The following is a 19,259-nucleotide window of genomic DNA, read 5'->3' as shown; positions in this document are numbered from 1 at the left end:
TGCTTGTGAAGGTCGTGAAAGTGAGAAGTCATGCAGCATGAGCCGATACGCAGCATCGTGATTGTCGGTGGCGGGACAGCCGGGTGGATTGCTGCGTCGGCGCTTTCGAAATTCCTGCCGAAATCCATCCGCATAACTCTGGTGGAGTCAGAGGCCATCGGCACTGTCGGCGTCGGCGAGGCGACGATACCGCAGATCAGGCGCCTGAATGCGTCGCTGGGGCTGGATGAGGATGCGTTCATCCGCGCGACGCAGGCTTCCTTCAAACTGGGCATCGAGTTTGTGAACTGGGGGCAGATCGGGGATCACTATCTCCATACGTTTGGCGATCCGGGTATCAACCTCGCCAATCTGCACTTCCATCACTACTGGCTTCGTGCACGGGCAGAGGGCAGCACAGCGAGCCTCTGGGATTTTTCGCTGCACCATAAAGTGGCGTATGCGAACAAGTTCGGCAGGCTCGACCGCGTGGGCAATTCATCGATGACGGGGCTGGCTTACGCCTTTCATTTTGATGCCGGTTTGTATGCGGCATTCTTACGCCGGGTTGCAGAGGCGGCAGGCGTGACGCGGGTTGAAGGCAAGATTGAAAGGGTAATCCTCGACAGCGAGGCGGGCTTGATCGGCTCTGTCGCGCTCGATAGGGGCGAGGTGATCGAAGGCGATCTCTTCATCGATTGCTCCGGCTTCCGCGGCATGCTGATCGGTGAGGCATTGGGTGTTGGCTATCGGGACTGGTCGAAATGGCTGCCCTGTAACCGGGCCCTCGCGGTTGCCTGCGAACGGGCTGATCCCTTGCTGCCTTACACGCGGGCGACAGCGCGTGACGCAGGCTGGCAATGGCGAATTCCGTTGCAGCACCGCACGGGTAATGGCCATGTGTTCTGCGACAGTTTCATTGCCGAGGATGACGCGCACCGGACGCTTGTCGAAAATCTTGATGGCGCGATGCTTGGCGAGCCGCGGCCATTGCGGTTCACGACGGGGTGCAGGGAAAAGTTCTGGTACAAGAACTGTATCTCACTTGGTCTGGCGAGCGGGTTTCTGGAGCCGCTCGAGTCGACATCGATCCATCTCATCCAGTCTAACATATCACGCCTGATTGAACTTTTCCCGACGCGGGCCTTCGAGCCGGCTGCGATTGCAGAATACAATCGGCGCGTGGGCCATGAATTCGAACTAATCCGGGATTTCCTGATCCTGCACTATCACCAGACGTCGCGGGGAGACTCCGAATTCTGGCGCTACTGCGCCAACATGGAGATACCGGACAGCCTTGCGGCGAAGATGGAACTGTTTCGCGGAAATGGCCTGCTGCACAAGGATGCCGAAGACCTGTTCCGGGAGTCGAGCTGGGTGCAGGTGATGGTCGGGCAGGGGTTGCAGCCTGCCGGTTACCACGCGATGGCGGATCGTCTGTCTACTGAGCAGTTGGCCGGCTTTCTCAAAGACGTTCGCAGCCTGATTGACCGGGCGGAGGCCTCACTGCCCGGGCATGCGGAATTCATCGAAGCTCATTGCAGGTCTGATCGGCAATAGGCGTTGATGAAGTCCCGGTGACCGGGCATTGCGGCGACGGCTTCCGCCATGGCCGCGCGGATTTGTGCCATGCGTTCAGCGGCTGGCACGTCCTTGCGCAGGCTCGACAGAGCCGGTGCGCGTTCCGGGATGATGCCCTGACCAATCAGCACGGCAATCCAGCTGGGATTGGAGAAGAGCTCGCGTTCATCCGAAACGATGATGCCGTGGCTGCGAAAGTGATCGATCTTGTATTGCAGGCGGTCCGGGATTTCCATGTTGGCGCAGTAGCGCCAGAACGCGTCGCTGCGTCGCTCCGTTGCCTTGTAGTGCAGGATCAGGAAGTCGCGGATGCGTTCGTATTCTGCGCAGGTGAGCGCGTTGTATTCGTCGATCAGCAGGGGCGACATGCTCTTGTCGGGGAAAAGGGCGAGCAGCCTGAGGATGCCGTATTGGATGAGATGCAGACTGGTGGATTCCAGCGGCTCCATGAAACCGGCTGAGAGGCCGATAGCGACGCAGTTACGGTTCCAGAATTTCTTTCGCTTGCCAGTGACAAAGTTGATATGGCGCGGCTCGGCGAGCGGCTCGCTATCGAGTGTCCGGCGCAGCTCAGCTTCAGCGTCTTCGGCGCTTAGGAAGCTGCTGCAATAGACATAGCCATTGCCGACGCGGTGTTGCAGCGGAATGCGCCACTGCCAGCCGGCGGTTTTGACGGTGGACTTTGTATAGGGATGCAGCGGCTGGTCAGACTTGCAGGGCGCCGCGACGGCGCGGTTGCAGGGCAGCCATTTTGACCAGTCTTCATATCCGGTCTGCAGAGTCTTCTCTATCAGGAACCCGAAGAAGCCGGTGCAGTCGATAAAGAGATCGCCTTCAAAGCTGCGGCCGTCCGACAGGGTAACGGAGCGTATGAAACCGGACTCGGGGTCTTGCGCCGCTGATGTGACCCGGCCTTCGATACGGGTAACGCCGCGCGCTTCGGAATAGGCGCGAAGGTATTTCGCGTAGAGGCCGGCATCGAAATGGTAGGCGTAGTCGAATGTCGACTGGATCTGGCGACGGTCGCGTGAGGGGTGTTCGAACCGGCCGGACTGGGCTGCGGCCCAGGCCATCGAGAAGTCGTCGAGGGGTTCGGCGCGGCCGGCGACCCTCTCCCGGATCCAGTATTGGTAGAAAGGCAGGTCATCAAACTCGGCGCCGTACTGGCCGAAGGGGTGGAAGTAGGCGTGGCCTTCGCGCGTCCAGTTGATGAACTCGATGCCGAGCTTGAAGGTGCCGCTGGTCTCCCTAAGGAAAGTTGCCTCATCGATTCCCAGTCGTGCATTGAAATGGCGCACCGGAGGAATCGTTGCTTCGCCGACTCCAATCGTTCCGATCTCTTCTGACTCAATAAGTGTGATCTCGCATGAGCCTTGCGAGCCGTTCGCAAGAGCGGCCGCTGCCATCCACCCGGCAGAGCCGCCGCCGAGGATGACTATTCGCTCGATTGGGGCGTTATGTCCCTGCATTTCCGAAAGTTTTCCAGTTTCCTTATGATCCTAACGCCGCAGAGTTTATTGTCTACGCGTGACGCACCGCCGCAGCGGGAAAGCCGTGAACAGCTGCCATCCCCGGGTATACTGTAAATCTGTCTGAAACCGGCGCGTGGCTCTGTTGCGCGGCGCACAAAACCGTCCTAATCGGGCGGCGGATCTATTTGGGAGCGGCAACCAATGTCGGAAGTTGAACGACTGGCCCTCGACTACCTGCCTGTGATCTTCTTTCTCGTGCTAGGCGCGGTGATCTCGGGCCTCTTCGTTGTGGGATCGGCGCTGCTGGCGCCCTCGAAGCCGGATCCCGAGAAGAACTCTGCCTACGAATGCGGCTTCAACGCCTTCGACGACGCGCGCATGAAGTTCGACGTTCGCTTCTATCTCGTCGCCATCCTGTTCATCATTTTCGACCTTGAGGTCGCGTTCCTGTTTCCCTGGGCGGTCAGCCTTGGCGAGATCGGGCTTCTGGGATTCTGGTCGATGGTCGGCTTCCTTGGGGTGCTGACGGTCGGCTTCATTTATGAGTGGCGCCGCGGTGCGCTGGAGTGGGAGTGATGTCGGACACGTCCTACAAACCCTATGCACTGGGCGCGGCCCGGGCAGGCGTCGAAGGGGGGCACAAGCCCGGCAGCGACGATCCGTTTTATACCGGCCTGTCAGACCAGCTTGCGGACAAGGGCTATTTCACGGCTGCCGCAGACGACCTGATCACCTGGGCGCGCACCGGTTCACTCATGTGGATGACATTCGGCCTCGCCTGCTGCGCGGTCGAGATGATGCATGCCGGCAACCCGCGTTACGACCTTGAACGCTTTGGCATGGCCCCGCGCGGGTCGCCGCGCCAGTCGGACGTCATGATCGTGGCCGGCACGCTGACCAACAAGATGGCCCCGGCACTGCGCAAGGTCTACGACCAGATGCCGGAGCCGCGCTATGTGATTTCCATGGGCAGCTGCGCCAATGGCGGCGGGTACTATCACTACAGCTACAGCGTCGTGCGCGGCTGCGACCGGATCGTGCCGGTGGACATCTACATTCCGGGATGCCCGCCCACGGCTGAGGCGCTCGTCTATGGTTTCCTGCAGCTGCAGAAGAAAATTCGCCGTGAAGGCTCGCTGGAGCGATAGGGGCGGACATGTCTACTGAGAACCTTGCTGACCTCGCTGCCCATTTCGAAAGCCGGATGCCGGATGCGGTACGCTCGACCCAGATCGTGGTAGGCGAACTCACGGTGCTCGCGGAGCGCGACCATATCCTGGCGCTCCTGCGTTTCCTGCGTGATGACCAGCAGTGCAATTTCGAAACGCTGATCGATATCTGCGGCGTGGACTATCCGGAGCGCGGTGAGCGCTTCGAGGTTGTCTATCACCTCCTGTCGATGCGGATGAACCACCGGGTTCGCGTGCGCATTCGCACGGATGAAGAAACGCCGGTGGCGAGCTGCGTGGCGATCTGGCCCGCGGCCAACTGGTTCGAGCGCGAAGCGTTCGACATGTATGGCATCCAGTTCTCAGACCATCCGGACCTGCGCCGCATACTGACGGATTATGGATTCGAGGGATTCCCACTTCGTAAGGATTTCCCGCTGACCGGGCATTATGAAGTGCGCTTCGACGACCTCGAGAAACGCGTCATCTACGTGCCTGTGAAACTGACGCAGGAATATCGCAACTTTGATTTCCTCTCGCCCTGGGAAGGCATGACTGCCGAAATCCCTGGCGATGAGAAGGCGAGCGGGAGCTGACGGACATGGCTGATACCGCTCATCTTACGGAAGTCGAAGATCGCAAGTTCACGCTGAATTTCGGTCCGCAGCACCCTGCGGCCCACGGCGTGCTGCGCATGATCATGGACCTCGACGGCGAGGTTGTGACGCGCATTGACAGCCATATCGGCCTCTTGCACCGCGGCACGGAAAAGCTGCTCGAATATAAGACGTATCTGCAAGGTATGCCGTATTTCGACCGGCTTGATTACTGCGCGCCGATGAACCAGGAGCACGCTTGGTGCCTTGCTATCGAAAAGCTGCTCGGCATTGAAGTGCCGCGCCGCGCCAGCCTGATCCGCGTTCTCTATTCAGAGATTGGCCGGATCATGTCGCACATGCTGAACGTGACGACGCAGGCCATGGACGTTGGCGCGCTGACGCCGATCACCTGGGGTTTCGAAGAGCGCGAGAAGCTGTGCGTATTTTATGAGCGCGCTTCCGGCAGCCGCATGCACGCTGCCTATTTCCGACCCGGCGGTGTTCATCAGGACCTGCCGCAGCGTTTGATCGACGATGTCGCGACCTGGTGCGAGCAGTTCCCTGAGAAGCTCGACCGGATCGAAGGGCTGATCACCGAGAACCGCATCTTCAAACAGCGCAACGTCGATATCGGCGTGGTTGACCAGCGTACGATCATGGACTGGGGCTTCTCCGGCGTGATGGTGCGCGGCTCCGGTCTCGCATGGGATCTGCGCCGTTCGCAGCCTTACGAGTGCTACAACGAACTGAAGTTCAAGGTTCCGGTTGGCCGCAACGGCGACAACTACGACCGCTATGTCTGCCGTATGGAAGAGATGCGCGAGTCGACGAAGATCATGCAGCAGTGCATCGAGCTTCTCGCAAAGGAAGGTCCTGGGCCGGTCCTGCTTGCTGGTTCCAAACTGTCGCCGCCGCGCCGCGCCGAAATGAAGAATTCGATGGAAGCGCTGATCCATCACTTCAAGCTTTACACGGAAGGCTTCCACGTTCCGGCCGGCGAGTGCTACGCGGCCATCGAAGCGCCGAAGGGCGAATTCGGTGTGTATCTCGTAGCGGATGGCACCAACCGTCCCTACCGCGCCAAGATCCGTGCGCCGGGTTATCCGCACCTTCAGGCAATGGATCACCTGTCCAAAGGCCATATGCTGGCGGACGTTTCGGCCATTCTCGGTTCTCTCGACATCGTGTTCGGGGAGATCGACCGGTGAGCGCTTCTGCCGAACTCGTTCAGCGTCAGCTGGACGCATACAACAACCAGAATATCGAAGCGTTCCTTGCATGTTATGACGAGGACGCCGTACTTGCGGGTCTAAACGGAGACATCACGCATCGCGGGCTCGCGGCAATCCGCAAGCGGCACGAAGACCTGTTCTACGAGTTCCCGAAAAACCACGCCAAGCTCGCGAACCGGATTGATCTCGGCTCGACGGTCATTGACCATGAGCTGGTCGAGCGCTCGCCGGGCGGTGAAAGCTTCGAGGTTGCCGCCATCTACACGATCAGAGGCGGCAAGATTGTGCGCGTGGATTTCGCGCGGGCAGGAGCTGTCTGATGGCTGCGCTGCCCGAACCCCGTTTTTCCATCATCACTCTCGGTGTCCGGGATCTACCCGGCATGATCCGTTTTTACACGGACACTCTGGGACTGGAAGATCGCGGCGTGAAGGGCGAGGTGGCTTTCTTCAATATGGGCGGTGTTGTGCTGGGTCTCTGGGACGAGACAAAACTCGCTGATGATGCGGGCGTTGCCAATGATCGCAGCGGCAAGTTCAAAGGCTTCGCGCTGGCTTACAATGCGCGGTCCGAGGCGGAAGTGGATGGCATTTTCAGCGCTCTGAAAGCCCACGGCGCGACCGTGTCCAAAGCCCCGCACAAGACGTACTGGGGCGGGTATTCCGGATATTTTGCAGACCCGGAAGGGAATGCCTGGGAAGTGGCATACAACCCTTTCTGGCCAATCGATTCAGCAGGGCACGTCACAGTGCCGGCGAAGGAGCAGTAGATGGCGTTGCGCCGTTTTGATCTCGAGGCGGGCGGAGACAAGTTCTCCTTCAAGCCTGAGACCGAAGAAAAGATTTCGTTCTGGCGGGGCAAATACCCGGCGGACAAACAGCGCTCGGCTGTTATCCCGATGCTGTGGCTGGCGCAGAAGGACAATGGCGGCTGGCTATCCGAACCGGCAATGCGAGAGGTCGCTGACCGTCTTGAGATGCCGTACATCCGCGTCTACGAAGTGGCGACCTTCTACACGATGTTCCGCCTGCAACCCGTCGGCAAGTTCCATGTCCAGCTGTGCGGCACGACGCCGTGCCAGCTGCGCGGCGCGGAAGACCTGAAAGAGGTCTGCAAGCGTGAGATCGGCAAGCAGATGTTTGTGACTGATGATCAGCGTCTCTCCTGGGAAGAGGTCGAGTGCCTTGGCGCGTGCGTGAACGCGCCGATGGTGCAGATCAATGACGACTATTTCGAAGACCTGACGCCGGACAGCCTTACGGCAATCCTCGGGCGCCTGCGCAATGGCGCGGATGCAGCGCCGGGTCCGCAGGTTAATCGCGTCAACAGCGCGCCGGAGGGCGGCGCGAAATCGCTCACCGAAGCGTCGCTGTTTGATGGCAGCCGGAACGCTGTTTCAGTCCTTCCGAACCTGCCCGGTTCCGAACCCAAGAAAGACGCTTGAGATGCTGCAGGATAAAGACCGCATCTTCACGAACCTCTACGGCGCACACTCGCCGGATCTTGAGGCTGCTAAAAAGCGCGGCGCATGGCACCTGACGAAGGAAATGCTGGACCTCGGCCCGGATTGGCTCTGCGACCAGATCAAGGCCTCGGGCCTGCGCGGGCGCGGCGGCGCCGGCTTCCCGACGGGCCTGAAGTGGACCTTCATGCCGAAGGAAGTGCGCGACCGTCCGCACTATCTCGTGGTGAACGCCGACGAGTCCGAACCCGGTACCTGCAAGGACCGCGAAATCCTGCGCCATGATCCGCACCTGCTGATTGAAGGCTGCATGGTGGCGAGTCGCGCGATGCGCGCGCATGCCTGTTACGTCTACATTCGCGGCGAATACATCAACGAGCGCCATGCGCTCGAAAAGGCCGTGAAGGAAGCCTATGAGGCTAAACTGATCGGCAAGAACAACTTGAACGGCTGGGATTTCGATCTCTATGTCCATCACGGCGCCGGCGCGTACATCTGCGGTGAAGAAACGGCCCTTCTCGAAAGCCTTGAAGGAAAGAAAGGCCAGCCGCGCCTGAAGCCGCCATTCCCGGCAAATGCCGGCCTCTATGGCTGCCCGACGACGGTGAACAATGTGGAGTCGATCGCCGTTGTGCCGACGATCCTGCGGCGCGGGGCGCAATGGTTTGCAGGCTTTGGCCGGCCTAACAATTCAGGCACGAAACTGTTCTGCATCTCCGGCCATGTGAACAAGCCGTGTAACGTTGAAGAAGAGATGTCGATCACCTTCCGAGAACTGATCGAAACCCATTGCGGCGGCATTCGTGGCGGTTGGGAGAATCTGAAGGCTGTAATCCCGGGTGGCTCGTCGGTTCCGATGGTGCCGGCTGAGCAGATCATGGATGCCTACATGGATTTCGACACGCTGCGGGACCTGAAATCCGGTCTCGGCACCGCGGCCGTGATCGTGATGGACAAGCAGACCGACCTGATCAAGGCAATCGCGCGACTAGCATACTTCTACAAACACGAAAGCTGCGGCCAGTGCACGCCGTGCCGGGAAGGCACCGGCTGGATGTGGCGCGTGCTGGAGCGCATGGTGAGGGGCGAGGCTACTCATGACGAGATCGACACGCTGCTGGATGTGACCAAGCAGGTGGAAGGCCACACGATCTGTGCGCTTGGTGACGCAGCCGCTTGGCCGATCCAAGGCCTGATCCGCCACTTCCGCCACGAAATCGAAGAACGCATCACCCGCTACAGACTTCCCCGCGCCATGGTGCAGGGGTCGATCGTGGCGGCGGAGTAGGGGCCCATGTCCGACCTTTTCAAAGTCAATGTCGATGGCAAGGAAATCGAAGTTCCGAGGTCCTACACGCTGATGCAGGCGTGCGAGGAAGCGGGCGCGGAGATTCCGCGCTTCTGCTATCACGAGCGCCTGTCGGTGGCCGGCAATTGCCGCATGTGCCTTGTTGAGTGGGAAGGCGCGCCGAAGCCGATTGCGTCCTGCGCGCAGATGGTTGGCGATCTTCGTCCGAACCGGGATGGTTCTGCGCCGGTGATCCGTACCAAAGGTGCGTATGTCGAGAAGGCACGCAACGGGGTGATGGAGTTCCTGCTCATCAACCACCCGCTCGATTGCCCGATCTGCGACCAGGGCGGCGAGTGCGACCTGCAGGATCAGGCCATGGCCTATGGCCGTCCGACTTCGCGCTATGACGAGAACAAGCGCGCCGTCGAAGACAAGAACATGGGCCCGCTGGTCAAGACGATCATGACGCGCTGCATCCAGTGCACGCGCTGCGTCCGTTTCGTGGCTGAAGTGGCGGGTGTCGAAGAGATCGGCATGATTTCACGCGGCGAGAGCGCGGAGATCACCACCTATCTCGAGAAGTCGCTGACCTCTGAACTCTCGGGCAACGTCATCGACCTCTGCCCGGTCGGCGCGCTGACCTCGAAGCCTTACGCCTTCAATGCGCGCCCGTGGGAGCTGCGCAAGACGTCTTCCATCGATGTCATGGACGCGATGGGCGCCTCTATCCGCATCGATGCTAAGGGCGACGCCGTCATGCGCATCCTTCCCGAGACGAATGAGGAAGTGAACGAAGAGTGGCTGTCGGATAAATCCCGCTTCGTGGGGGATGGTCTCGCGCGTCAGCGCCTTGACCGCCCCTACATCCGCGAAAACGGCAAGCTGCGCGCCGCAAGCTGGACGGAAGCTCTCGACGCGGTGAAGGCTGCACTATCAGTGCCCGCTGCAGACATCGGTGTTGTCGCCGGTGACCTGATCGAAGTCGAGCAGGCGAAAGCCGCACTGGATTTCTTCCGTAGTCTTGGCGTTGCGAGCACGGATTGCCGCCCCGCAGACGCCAAATACGGAATCAGCGGCACGCGTGAACACTACCTGCTTAACCCCACGCTGATGGGCATTGAAGACGCAGATGCGCTCCTGCTGATCGGCACCAACCCGCGCAAGGAAGCAGCGGTCTGGAATGCCCGCATTCGCAAATCCTGGCTGTGGGGTGATCTGAAAGTCGCCGTTGTCGGCGAAGCCGCGGACCTGACCTACCCCTACGCGCATCTTGGCACCTCGCCGGAAGCGCTGAACACTTCAGAGGCTCGCGAATTCCTCAAGGGCGCAAAGAAGCCCATGATCGTGGTCGGCGAGGCCGCGCTCTGCCGCGCGGATGGCGATGCCGTGTTCGCCGCGGCGCTGACATTGGCGCAGGAAACCGGAGCAATCACTGATGGCTGGGCAGGTTTCGGCGTTCTGCACACAGCCGCTGGCCGTGTTGGCGCGCTCGATTGCGGATTTGTCCCCGCTGCCGGCGGCAAATCGACTGCGGACATTCTTTCCGGCGACCTGAAGACTGTTGTGCTGCTGGGCGCTGATGAAGTGGATCTGTCGAAGCTTGGCAGCAGCAAGGTGATTTATGTCGGCTCGCATGGGGATGCTGGCGCGTCGAAGGCGGATATTGTGCTTCCGTCGGCAGCCTACACCGAGATGACAGCGACCTATGTCAACACGGAAGGCCGGGTACAGATGACAAACCGGGCTGTGCAGCCGAAAGGCGACGCGCGCGAAGGCTGGGCGATTTTCCGTGCGCTCTCCGGCCTGTTCGGCAAGCCGCTCCCTTATGATACGGCAGATGCGCTTCGTGAGCTTCTGCGCGGCAAGGCGGGCGAGAACACGCCCTTCTCTGGACGCGGCTATGCGCCGGGCGCGAAGGGCGTCGAGGCGCTCAGAGCCGCTGCGCCGGCTGCGGCATCTTCGCCGGGCAATGCGCCTTTTGCGGCGGTTGTGGACGACTTTTATCTCACCAATCCCATCGCCCGCGCCTCGCGCACGATGGCCGAGTGCTCTGCGCTGGCGACCAGCCTAGACACTGCGGTAGCGGCGGAGTAGGGCGGCGCTATGAGCAATGCCATCGAGTCTCTGGGGAGTTTCTGGGGCCCGCTTCTGGTTCTCGGCCAGATCGGCCTGTTTACCCTTGTGCTGCTCCTGTCGATTGCATTCCTCCTGCTGCTCGACCGCAAGGTCTGGGCCGGCGTTATGATGCGCAAAGGCCCGAACGTGGTGGGCCCGTTCGGGCTTCTGCAATCCTTCGCAGATTTCGGGAAATTCCTGCTCAAGGAAATCGTGATCCCGGCCGGGGCGAACAAGTTCGTCTTCCTGTTCGCGCCGATTCTGACCTGCACCCTGGCTTTTGCGGCATGGGCGGCGATTCCGGTGGCGCCGGGTACGGAAAGCGGCACCAGCTGGGTGATCGCCAACCTGAATGTTGGCATCCTTTACCTTTTCGCCATCAGCTCCCTCGGGGTCTACGGCATCATCATGGGCGGCTGGGCTTCGAACTCGAAATATCCGTTCCTCGGCGCGCTTCGCTCAGCCGCGCAGATGGTTTCTTATGAAGTCTCGATCGGCTTTGTCATCATTACGGTGATCCTGCTCGTCGGTTCGATGAACCTTAGCGACATCGTCAACAACCAGGCCGGCGGCCTGCAGAACTGGCACGCGTTCAGCTTCCAGAATTTCCCGCTGATCGTGGTCATGTTCCCGATGTTCGTGATCTTCTTCATCTCGGCACTGGCGGAAACAAACCGCCCGCCGTTCGACCTCCCCGAAGCGGAGTCCGAACTCGTTGCCGGCTATCAGGTCGAGTATGGCTCGACGCCCTACCTACTCTTCATGCTCGGCGAGTATCTGAACATCGTCCTGATGTGCGCCATGATGACCATCCTGTTCCTTGGCGGATGGCATGGTCCGGTTGCGCTAGGCTCAGAAGTTGTTGGTCAGCTGCCGGTTCTGCTTGTCAGTCTCGCAGGCCTCTTCTGGTTCATGCTGAAGGTGCTGTTTCTGTTCTTCCTGTTCGCGATGGTGAAGGCCATCGTGCCGCGCTACCGCTACGACCAGCTGATGCGCCTCGGCTGGAAGATATTCCTGCCGACATCGCTGGCGGCTGTGTTGGTCGTCGCGGGATATGTCACTTACTTCGGAGTTCAGTCATGAGCCTCGGACAGACTATTCGCGGCGCGCTGCTGACCGATTTTCTCGGCGCGTTCTGGCTGGCCACGGCGGAGATGTTCCGCCGCAAGGCGACCGTGAACTATCCGTTCGAGAAGAACCCGCTTTCGCCGCGCTTCCGCGGTGAGCATGCCCTGCGCCGCTATCCAAGCGGCGAAGAGCGTTGCATCGCGTGCAAACTGTGTGAGGCGATCTGCCCGGCGCAGGCCATTACTATCGAAGCCGAGCCGCGCGAAGACGGCGCCCGCCGTACTACGCGCTACGACATCGACATGGTGAAGTGCATCTACTGCGGCTTCTGCCAGGAAGCCTGCCCGGTGGATGCCATCGTTGAAGGGCCGAACTTCGAGTTTGCGACCGAAACCCGCGAGGAGCTGTTCTACGACAAGGAACGACTGCTGGCGAATGGCGACCGCTGGGAACGGCTGATCGCAAAGAATCTTGAGCTCGACGCGCCTTATCGATAGCGCGCCTGACTGGTTGAGTTGAATGGCAGCGCTGGCTGCCGGATTGGAAGAGGGGCGAGAGGGCTGTGGCACTGATCGCATTTGGATTGATCGCGGCTGTCGTGATCCTGTCGGCGTTGTTCGTCATCATGGCGCGCAACCCCGTACACTCTGTGCTGTGGCTGATCCTCGCCTTCTTCTCGGCAGCAGGTCTGCTGGTGCTGATCGGTGCTGAATTCCTCGCGATGCTGCTGATCGTTGTCTATGTCGGCGCGGTCGCGGTGCTGTTCCTCTTTGTCGTGATGATGCTTGATGTCGACTTTGTCGAACTGAAACAGGGCAGTCTTGGCTACTGGCCGTTTGCCCTGTTGATCGGCGCAATCCTGATTGCGGAAATGGCACTTGTCTGGGCGGCCAGTGGATCCCTGCCGACTGATGCGTTCGACCCGGCGCCGGGCGCAGCGACGAACGCGGAAGCGATCGGCGCGGTGATGTACACGGAGTACCTTCTGTTGTTCCAGCTGGCGGGCGGAATCCTGCTGGTCGCAATGATTGGCGCTATCGTTCTGACGCTGCGCCACCGGCCGCATGTCAAACGCCAGAACGTCGCCAAACAGACCGGCCGGCGCCGTGCAGACGCCATCGAAATGAAAGACCCGGCTCCGGGGCAGGGGATCTGACATGATGGAACTCGGCCTCATCCACTATCTCATTGTGTCTGCAGCGCTGTTCACGATCGGCGTCGTTGGCATCTTCGTGAACCGCAAGAACGTCATCGTCATCCTGATGGCGCTCGAACTGATCCTACTGTCGGTGAACATCAACCTTGTCGCGTTCTCGGTCTTCACTGGAACGATACAGGGGCAGATTTTCGCGATGCTGGTGCTGACCGTTGCCGCTGCTGAAGCGGCCGTCGGCCTCGCGATCCTCGTCGTCTATTTCCGGAACCGCCGCGACATCTCGGTTGAGAATGTCGACCTGATGAAAGGCTGACCCCCAGTATGCTTCCGGATAGCCTGCTTATCTACATCGTCCTGGCGCCCGGCCTCGCGGCGCTCACCGGCCTGTTCCACAAATGGATCGGCGACCGCATCGTCATGTTTGCTACGACCGGCGTTGTACTCTCTGCCGGCGCCCTCTCGCTGTACCAGCTTTTCGCGTATGTCGCGGGCCTCGGTGATGCCGGCGCGGCAGAACATCATGCAGGCGGTTTTGATGCTTATCTGACAGCGGGCGCCGAAGCGGCAGCCGTTGAGCTGAACCAGCATGTAATCAAGCTTATGCCGTGGATCCATGTCGGCGACTTCAAGGCGGATTGGGCGATCCGGGTAGATGCCCTCTCCATCGTCATGATGGCCGTGATCACCGGCGTGTCCGGCCTCGTGCACCTCTATTCCTGGGGCTACATGAGCGAAGATCCGCACAAGGCCCGCTTCTTCAGCTACCTGTCGCTCTTCACCTTCATGATGCTGATGCTCGTGGTGGCGGACAACTTCATCCAGCTCTTCTTCGGCTGGGAAGGTGTGGGCCTCGCATCTTATCTGTTGATCGGCTTCTGGTACACGAAGAAGGCGCCCAATGACGCCTCGATCAAGGCATTCGTGACCAACCGCGTCGGTGACTTCGGCCTGGCGCTTGGCATCATGGGCGTGTTCTTCGTGTTCGGGTCGGTCGAGTTTGCGCCGGTGCTGGACGCCATCCGCAACAACACGGTCGTCACGCCGATCGCTTTTGCCGAACCGCTGCCCGCGCGCGAGTCCGTGATCGTGTTCTTTGGTGAGCGTGTCTATGCGCTGGAGCTGATCGGCATTCTCCTGTTCATCGGCGCGATGGGCAAGTCGGCGCAGTTCTTCCTGCACGTCTGGCTTCCCGACGCGATGGAAGGCCCGACGCCGGTCTCTGCACTGATCCACGCGGCAACCATGGTGACCGCGGGCGTCTACTTGGTCTGCCTCCTGTCCCCGATTTACGAGCACACGATTTATGCCGCGGGCATGGTCACGATTGTCGGTGCCGTGACGGCGCTCTATGCGGCGACGGTCGGCATGGCACAGAACGATATCAAGCGCGTGATCGCCTACTCAACCTGTTCGCAGCTCGGCTACATGTTCTTCGCAGCTGGCGTCGGCGCATATGAAGCGGCGATGTTCCACCTCTTTACGCACGCCTTCTTCAAGGCGCTGCTTTTCCTCGGCGCGGGCTCAGTCATCCACGGCATGCACCACGAGCAGGACATGCGCCGCATGGGCGGCCTCGCGAAGTTCATGCCGCTGACCTACGCCGCGATGATGATCGGCACGATTGCCATCATCGGTCTTGGCCTTCCGCACACGAAGATCGGTTTTGCTGGCTTCTTCTCGAAGGACGCCATCCTCGAAAGCACATTTGCGGGCGGCACGGCGCAGATCATGTTTGCGCAGGTTGCCTTCTGGTTCGGCCTCGTTGCGGCGTTTCTCACCAGCTTCTATTCATGGCGCCTGATCTACATGACATTCCATGGTCCGATGGCCTCGTCAGCCCATGACGATCACCATCACGATGCCCATGCGCATGATGATCACGGTCATGACCATACGCCCCATGAGAGCCCGCTGACGATGCTGATCCCGCTCGGGCTGCTCAGCATCGGCGCCATCTTCGCGGGCGTGTATTTTTACGATGCATTCGTGGAAAAGCAGAACGAGCTATTCTGGGCGGGCGCGATCTACCGTGCCGCGGAGAACCATGTCCTGCATGATCGCCACTATGTTCCGGAATGGGTGCTCTGGGCGCCGCTGGTGGTGACCGTTGGCGGGTTCCTGATTGCGACCTTCACCTACTATTTCAACAGAGGCGTTGGCAAACGCGTCGCTGAAAGCGGCGGACCGCTGCATGCCCTGTTCTCGAACAAATGGTATTTCGATGAGATCTACCAGGCGACGCTGGTGCGCGGCTCCGCTGTGCTGGGGAATCTCTTCTGGAAGGCGGACAAGAAAATCATCGACGGGATTGGACCTGACGGTACCGCAAGTCTCGCCAGGTTCAGCGCCCGCCAGCTTTCAAAAATGCATTCCGGCTACCTCTATCACTACGCCTTCGTGATTATCGGAGCGGTGATCGTGTTTGGCGCCGTGCTGTGGATTCGCGCCGGAGGTGCGCAGTAATGGGCGGCTTCCCGATCCTTACGGTCATGACGTTCCTGCCGCTGGCGGGCGCATTCCTGATCATGCTAGTTCGCGCTGCAACAGCCGGTAGCCGCCAATCAAATGCGGCAAGCGAATCTCGCAAGCCTGTCCTGATGGCGGCGTTCATCATTTCTGCGGCCACCTTCGTTGCCTCAGTCGCGGCCTATTTCGCGTTTGATCCTTCGCAGGCCGGCTACCAGCTGGTGGAACAGCATGCGTGGTATGGGCCCATCACCTACAAGCTTGGTGTTGACGGGCTGTCGCTCTCGCTGATCCTGCTGACGACATTCCTGACGCCGATCTGCCTTCTTGCGAGCTGGAACTCCATCGAAGACCGCGTGACGGAATACGTCATCGCGTTCCTCGTGCTCGAGACGTTCATGATCGGCGTGTTCACCGCGCTTGATCTGGTGCTCTTCTACATCTTCTTCGAAGCGGGCCTCATCCCGATGTTTCTCATCGTCGGCATCTGGGGCGGCAAGGACCGTGTCTATGCCGCGTTCAAGTTCTTCCTCTACACGCTGATTGGCTCCCTGCTGATGCTCGTCGCAGTGGTCTTCATGATCCAGGCGGCGGGATCGGCCGACTTTGAAGTCCTGGAGAAGTATGCCTTCGCGCCCGGCATCCAGACCTGGCTGTGGCTGGCTTTCGCCGCCTCCTTTGCGGTCAAGCTGCCGATGTGGCCGGTTCACACCTGGTTGCCCGATGCGCACGTTCAGGCGCCGACAGCCGGCTCGGTCATCCTGGCAGGCGTGCTTCTGAAAATGGGCGGTTACGGCTTCCTGCGCTTCTCGCTCCCGATGTTCCCGGATGCGAGTCAGCTTTTCCAGCCGTTCATGTTCGCCCTTGCGGTGATCGCGATTGTCTACACTTCGCTGGTCGCCTGGCGTCAAACAGACATGAAGAAGCTGATCGCCTATTCCTCCGTGGCGCACATGGGTTTCGTGACTCTGGGCATCTTCGCCTTCAATGAGGCCGGTGTTCAGGGCGCAATTTTCCAGATGCTCAGCCATGGCCTGATCTCCGGCGCGCTCTTCCTGATCGTGGGCGTGGTTTACGACCGGATGCACACCCGCGAGATCGCGGCCTATGGTGGCCTCGTGAACCGGATGCCGATCTACGCCTCCTTCTTCATGCTGTTCACGATGGCCAACGTCGGCCTGCCGGGCACCAGTGGTTTCGTCGGCGAGATTCTGACAATGGTTGGCGGCTTCCAGGCGGCGACTTGGGCAGCGGCCGGCGCAGCGCTCGGGGTTATCTTCTCGGCCGTCTACATGCTGACGCTCTACCGCCGCACGGTGTTCGGCGAGATCACCAATCCCTCGCTGAACGGCATCAAGGACATGAACCTGATCGAGTGGGTGTGTATCGCGCCGCTCGCGGTGCTTACCTTCCTGTTTGGCGTCGCACCGAACCTGATTTTCAACTTCACCGACAGTGCCGCGAACCGCGTGCTGTCGCTTATGGCCGGAGGCCAGTAGGGTATGCTGGACGTAAACGCCATCCTCATTACCGTCGCGCCCGAATTGTGGCTGGCCTCTGCCGGTCTGATCGGCGTGCTCGTCGGCGCGATTCTCGGAGACCGGTTCAACGGGGTTTCCTACAAGTTTGGTGCGCTCGCCCTGTTTGGTGCGGCTGCGCTCGCTGCGATGCATTTTGCCGGAGGCGAAGCCTTCAACGGGCTCGTGCGAACGAACTCATTCGTCAACTTCGCGAAAGTCGTCAGCTTTGTTCTCGCGGGCGTCGCGCTGCTGGTTTCCGAAGGGTTCCTGAAGCGTCACGAGATCAGCCGCTATGAATATGCCCTGCTCGTGATTTTCGCGAGCTTGGGCATGGGCATCATCCTGTCGGCGGCAGATCTCATGACGCTGTACATGGGCATCGAAACGCTCAGCCTCTCGTCCTATGTGCTTGCGGCCTTCCACCGCGACTCCGCACGCTCGTCCGAGGCCGGACTGAAATACTTCGTGCTCGGGGCCTTGGCCTCAGGCATGCTCCTATACGGCGCGTCGCTGGTCTATGGCTTCACCGGCACAACTTCGTTCGCAGGCATCGCTGAAGCCGGCATTTCGACGGGCGCGATGTTCGGCATGGTGCTGATGATCGTCGGTCTGGCGTTCAAGATTTCCGCGGCGCCGATGCACGTCTGGACGCCGGACGTGTATGAAGGCGCCCCGACCCCTGTCGTTGCGTTCTTCGCGTCCGCGCCGAAAATGGCGTCGACGGTGGTTTTCGCAAACATCATGTTCACGGTGTTTGCGGATGCGATCAGCCAGTGGCAGCTGATCATTTCGATCATTGCCGGCCTGTCGATGATCATCGGATCGCTCGGCGCGCTGTTGCAGAACAATATCAAACGTCTTCTCGGCTACTCCTCGATCGCGAATGTCGGTTACGCGCTGGTTGCCGTTGCCGCGGGCCAGCAACTCGGCGCCCCTGCGCTGCTGACCTTCTCGACGATTTATGTCGTCACCTCGCTCGGCCTGTTCGCGGGCGTGCTCGCCATGCGCCGCCGCGGCGGAATGGTGGAGAATATCAGCGAACTCGGCGGTCTCGTCCGGACGAAGCCGATCCTGGCCGTGATGTTGTCGATCCTGATCTTCTCGATCGCCGGCCTGCCGCCCTTCGGCGGCTTCTTCGGGAAATTCGAAGTGCTGCGCGCCGGTCTTGATGCCGGCCTGCTGCCGCTCGCCATCCTCGTGGTGATCGCCTCGGTCATCTCGCTCGGATACTATCTGAAGCTCATCAAGATAATGTGGTTTGATGAGGCAACGGAGCGTTTCGAGACTGTCGAAGTCGCAGTTATGGCAACCGTCATCGCAACGGCGGTGGTGGCTGGCCTCGTGTTCATGATCTTCATCAGTGAACTCGGCACTGGCGGTTGGGCTTCGTTCGCCGCAGCGGGGCTGCAGCGTTGAGCGACACCTGGCCCATTTTCAGGATGGGCATGATCGACAGTACGAATACAGAGGCCAAGCGGCGTGCCGCTGAAGCCTCATTCCCGGATCAATGGATCGTTGCGGACCAGCAGACGGCCGGAAGAGGGCGGCAGGATCGTGCCTGGCTCTCGCCGGTGGGGAACATTTACGCCACCGCCCTGTTCCGGGAACCGGGAGGCATCGGAACTGCCTTGCGCATACCCTTCGCCTGCGCGCTGGCCGTCAGCGATGTCGTTCTCAGGTTCGCCCCTCAGGCAGATGTCCGCCTCAAATGGCCGAATGATGTCCGCATCCATCGGCGAAAAGTCTCGGGCATCCTGGTGGAAACCGGCGGCGCCGAGTCCGCGTTCTGGGTTGCGGCCGGTATCGGGATCAATGTTCGTGTCACCCCCGACAATGTCACCCAACCGGCCACCAGCATCCTGGATCTTGGAGCAGACCCTGCAATCACCGCGGAGGCAGCCCTTCTGGCGCTGACAGAAGCGTTCTCTCAAAGGTTGCGTCAATGTCGCGCAGGGTTTGCTGAGACCCGCAAGGATTGGCTGGCCCTCGCCGAAGCCCTCGGTGAAAGCGTGAGCGTCAGGGCAGGGGAAGACTGGATCGAGGGCATTTTTGAGGACCTCGAGGCGGACGGGGCGCTGCGGCTGCGATTGCCGGACGGGTCGCGGCGTTCCATAAGGGCCGGCGAAGTCGAAATACGCGGGAGCTGACA

The 19,259-nt window shown here is 60.4% G+C and carries 19 protein-coding genes; 18 read left to right on the top strand and 1 reads right to left on the bottom strand.

Annotation, left to right across the window (positions count from 1 at the left end; genetic code table 11):
- The first annotated feature begins 30 nt into the window (after positions 1-30).
- On the top strand, positions 31-1,539 hold the full coding sequence (locus ACK4TE_RS03780; protein ID WP_409910146.1) for a tryptophan halogenase family protein: 1,509 nt from the start codon (positions 31-33) through the stop codon (positions 1,537-1,539).
- Here ACK4TE_RS03780 and ACK4TE_RS03775 read toward each other — a convergent pair.
- On the bottom strand, positions 1,515-3,029 hold the full coding sequence (locus ACK4TE_RS03775) for a tryptophan halogenase family protein (protein WP_409910145.1): 1,515 nt from the start codon (positions 3,027-3,029) through the stop codon (positions 1,515-1,517). The genes ACK4TE_RS03780 and ACK4TE_RS03775 overlap by 25 nt on opposite strands.
- A gap of 204 nt (positions 3,030-3,233) precedes the next feature.
- Here ACK4TE_RS03775 and ACK4TE_RS03770 point away from each other — a divergent pair, with 204 nt between their 5' ends.
- The 17 genes from ACK4TE_RS03770 (at position 3,234) to ACK4TE_RS03690 (ending at position 19,257) form a co-directional block, all read left to right on the top strand.
- Positions 3,234-3,608, top strand: a complete 375-nt coding sequence (locus ACK4TE_RS03770) for an NADH-quinone oxidoreductase subunit A (RefSeq protein ID WP_409910144.1) — start codon at positions 3,234-3,236, stop codon at positions 3,606-3,608.
- The gene (locus ACK4TE_RS03765) at positions 3,608-4,180 is read left to right on the top strand and encodes a NuoB/complex I 20 kDa subunit family protein (protein WP_409910143.1); all 573 of its coding nucleotides are present in this window, start codon (positions 3,608-3,610) and stop codon (positions 4,178-4,180) included. The genes ACK4TE_RS03770 and ACK4TE_RS03765 overlap by 1 nt, the downstream gene beginning before the upstream one ends.
- Before the next feature lie 8 nt (positions 4,181-4,188).
- Positions 4,189-4,797, top strand: a complete 609-nt coding sequence (locus ACK4TE_RS03760) for an NADH-quinone oxidoreductase subunit C (RefSeq protein ID WP_409910142.1) — start codon at positions 4,189-4,191, stop codon at positions 4,795-4,797.
- Between the two features lie 5 nt (positions 4,798-4,802).
- Positions 4,803-6,008, top strand: a complete 1,206-nt coding sequence (locus ACK4TE_RS03755) for an NADH-quinone oxidoreductase subunit D (RefSeq protein ID WP_409910141.1) — start codon at positions 4,803-4,805, stop codon at positions 6,006-6,008.
- Positions 6,005-6,352, top strand: coding sequence for a nuclear transport factor 2 family protein (locus ACK4TE_RS03750; RefSeq protein WP_409910140.1), 348 nt, complete (start codon positions 6,005-6,007; stop codon positions 6,350-6,352). The genes ACK4TE_RS03755 and ACK4TE_RS03750 overlap by 4 nt, the downstream gene beginning before the upstream one ends.
- Entirely contained in the window at positions 6,352-6,801 is a 450-nt protein-coding gene (locus ACK4TE_RS03745; protein ID WP_409910139.1) for a VOC family protein, read from the top strand. Before ACK4TE_RS03750 ends, ACK4TE_RS03745 begins: the two co-directional genes overlap by 1 nt.
- Complete coding sequence (nuoE, locus tag ACK4TE_RS03740; protein ID WP_409910138.1) at positions 6,802-7,476, top strand: NADH-quinone oxidoreductase subunit NuoE; 675 nt, start codon at positions 6,802-6,804, stop codon at positions 7,474-7,476. It begins immediately after the preceding gene.
- Position 7,477: 1 nt separating this feature from the next.
- Positions 7,478-8,782, top strand: a complete 1,305-nt coding sequence (gene nuoF / locus ACK4TE_RS03735; RefSeq protein WP_409910137.1) for an NADH-quinone oxidoreductase subunit NuoF — start codon at positions 7,478-7,480, stop codon at positions 8,780-8,782.
- 6 nt (positions 8,783-8,788) lie between these two features.
- Positions 8,789-10,879 (top strand): NADH-quinone oxidoreductase subunit NuoG, encoded by a 2,091-nt coding sequence (nuoG, locus tag ACK4TE_RS03730; RefSeq protein ID WP_409910136.1) that lies wholly within the window; start codon positions 8,789-8,791, stop codon positions 10,877-10,879.
- 9 nt (positions 10,880-10,888) lie between these two features.
- Positions 10,889-11,983: an NADH-quinone oxidoreductase subunit NuoH gene (gene nuoH, locus ACK4TE_RS03725; RefSeq protein WP_409910135.1), complete on the top strand. Its 1,095-nt coding sequence runs from the start codon at positions 10,889-10,891 to the stop codon at positions 11,981-11,983.
- Entirely contained in the window at positions 11,980-12,465 is a 486-nt protein-coding gene (gene nuoI, locus ACK4TE_RS03720) for an NADH-quinone oxidoreductase subunit NuoI (RefSeq protein WP_409910134.1), read from the top strand. The genes nuoH and nuoI overlap by 4 nt, the downstream gene beginning before the upstream one ends.
- Positions 12,466-12,530: 65 nt before the next feature.
- On the top strand, positions 12,531-13,124 hold the full coding sequence (locus ACK4TE_RS03715) for an NADH-quinone oxidoreductase subunit J (RefSeq protein WP_409910133.1): 594 nt from the start codon (positions 12,531-12,533) through the stop codon (positions 13,122-13,124).
- A 4-nt stretch (positions 13,125-13,128) separates the two neighbouring features.
- Entirely contained in the window at positions 13,129-13,437 is a 309-nt protein-coding gene (gene nuoK, locus ACK4TE_RS03710) for an NADH-quinone oxidoreductase subunit NuoK (RefSeq protein ID WP_409910193.1), read from the top strand.
- Positions 13,438-13,445: 8 nt separating this feature from the next.
- Complete coding sequence (gene nuoL / locus ACK4TE_RS03705; RefSeq protein WP_409910132.1) at positions 13,446-15,587, top strand: NADH-quinone oxidoreductase subunit L; 2,142 nt, start codon at positions 13,446-13,448, stop codon at positions 15,585-15,587.
- Complete coding sequence (locus ACK4TE_RS03700) at positions 15,587-17,089, top strand: NADH-quinone oxidoreductase subunit M (protein WP_409910131.1); 1,503 nt, start codon at positions 15,587-15,589, stop codon at positions 17,087-17,089. The genes nuoL and ACK4TE_RS03700 overlap by 1 nt, the downstream gene beginning before the upstream one ends.
- 3 nt (positions 17,090-17,092) lie before the next feature.
- On the top strand, positions 17,093-18,526 hold the full coding sequence (gene nuoN / locus ACK4TE_RS03695) for an NADH-quinone oxidoreductase subunit NuoN (RefSeq protein ID WP_409910130.1): 1,434 nt from the start codon (positions 17,093-17,095) through the stop codon (positions 18,524-18,526).
- Between the two features lie 23 nt (positions 18,527-18,549).
- Positions 18,550-19,257 (top strand): biotin--[acetyl-CoA-carboxylase] ligase, encoded by a 708-nt coding sequence (locus ACK4TE_RS03690; protein WP_409910129.1) that lies wholly within the window; start codon positions 18,550-18,552, stop codon positions 19,255-19,257.
- The last annotated feature ends 2 nt before the right edge of the window (positions 19,258-19,259 follow it).

This window comes from Hyphomonas sp. (genome assembly GCF_046313975.1).
GTDB lineage: Bacteria > Pseudomonadota > Alphaproteobacteria > Caulobacterales > Hyphomonadaceae > Hyphomonas.
This window is presented reverse-complemented; position numbering and strand designations above follow the sequence as displayed.

Excerpts from the sequence above, each read along its gene's own strand:
- nuoK (WP_409910193.1), top strand. The coding sequence starts at position 13,129 with ATGGAACTCGGCCTCATCCACTATCTCATTGTGTCTGCAGCGCTGTTC.
- ACK4TE_RS03780 (WP_409910146.1), top strand. The coding sequence starts at position 31 with ATGCAGCATGAGCCGATACGCAGCATCGTGATTGTCGGTGGCGGGACA.
- ACK4TE_RS03770 (WP_409910144.1), top strand. The coding sequence starts at position 3,234 with ATGTCGGAAGTTGAACGACTGGCCCTCGACTACCTGCCTGTGATCTTC.
- nuoH (WP_409910135.1), top strand. The coding sequence starts at position 10,889 with ATGAGCAATGCCATCGAGTCTCTGGGGAGTTTCTGGGGCCCGCTTCTG.
- ACK4TE_RS03760 (WP_409910142.1), top strand. The coding sequence starts at position 4,189 with ATGTCTACTGAGAACCTTGCTGACCTCGCTGCCCATTTCGAAAGCCGG.
- ACK4TE_RS03745 (WP_409910139.1), top strand. The coding sequence starts at position 6,352 with ATGGCTGCGCTGCCCGAACCCCGTTTTTCCATCATCACTCTCGGTGTC.
- nuoE (WP_409910138.1), top strand. The coding sequence starts at position 6,802 with ATGGCGTTGCGCCGTTTTGATCTCGAGGCGGGCGGAGACAAGTTCTCC.
- ACK4TE_RS03700 (WP_409910131.1), top strand. The coding sequence starts at position 15,587 with ATGGGCGGCTTCCCGATCCTTACGGTCATGACGTTCCTGCCGCTGGCG.
- nuoF (WP_409910137.1), top strand. The coding sequence starts at position 7,478 with ATGCTGCAGGATAAAGACCGCATCTTCACGAACCTCTACGGCGCACAC.
- ACK4TE_RS03690 (WP_409910129.1), top strand. The coding sequence starts at position 18,550 with ATGGGCATGATCGACAGTACGAATACAGAGGCCAAGCGGCGTGCCGCT.
- nuoG (WP_409910136.1), top strand. The coding sequence starts at position 8,789 with ATGTCCGACCTTTTCAAAGTCAATGTCGATGGCAAGGAAATCGAAGTT.
- nuoN (WP_409910130.1), top strand. The coding sequence starts at position 17,093 with ATGCTGGACGTAAACGCCATCCTCATTACCGTCGCGCCCGAATTGTGG.
- ACK4TE_RS03765 (WP_409910143.1), top strand. The coding sequence starts at position 3,608 with ATGTCGGACACGTCCTACAAACCCTATGCACTGGGCGCGGCCCGGGCA.
- ACK4TE_RS03775 (WP_409910145.1), bottom strand. The coding sequence starts at position 3,029 with ATGCAGGGACATAACGCCCCAATCGAGCGAATAGTCATCCTCGGCGGC.
- ACK4TE_RS03755 (WP_409910141.1), top strand. The coding sequence starts at position 4,803 with ATGGCTGATACCGCTCATCTTACGGAAGTCGAAGATCGCAAGTTCACG.
- nuoL (WP_409910132.1), top strand. The coding sequence starts at position 13,446 with ATGCTTCCGGATAGCCTGCTTATCTACATCGTCCTGGCGCCCGGCCTC.
- nuoI (WP_409910134.1), top strand. The coding sequence starts at position 11,980 with ATGAGCCTCGGACAGACTATTCGCGGCGCGCTGCTGACCGATTTTCTC.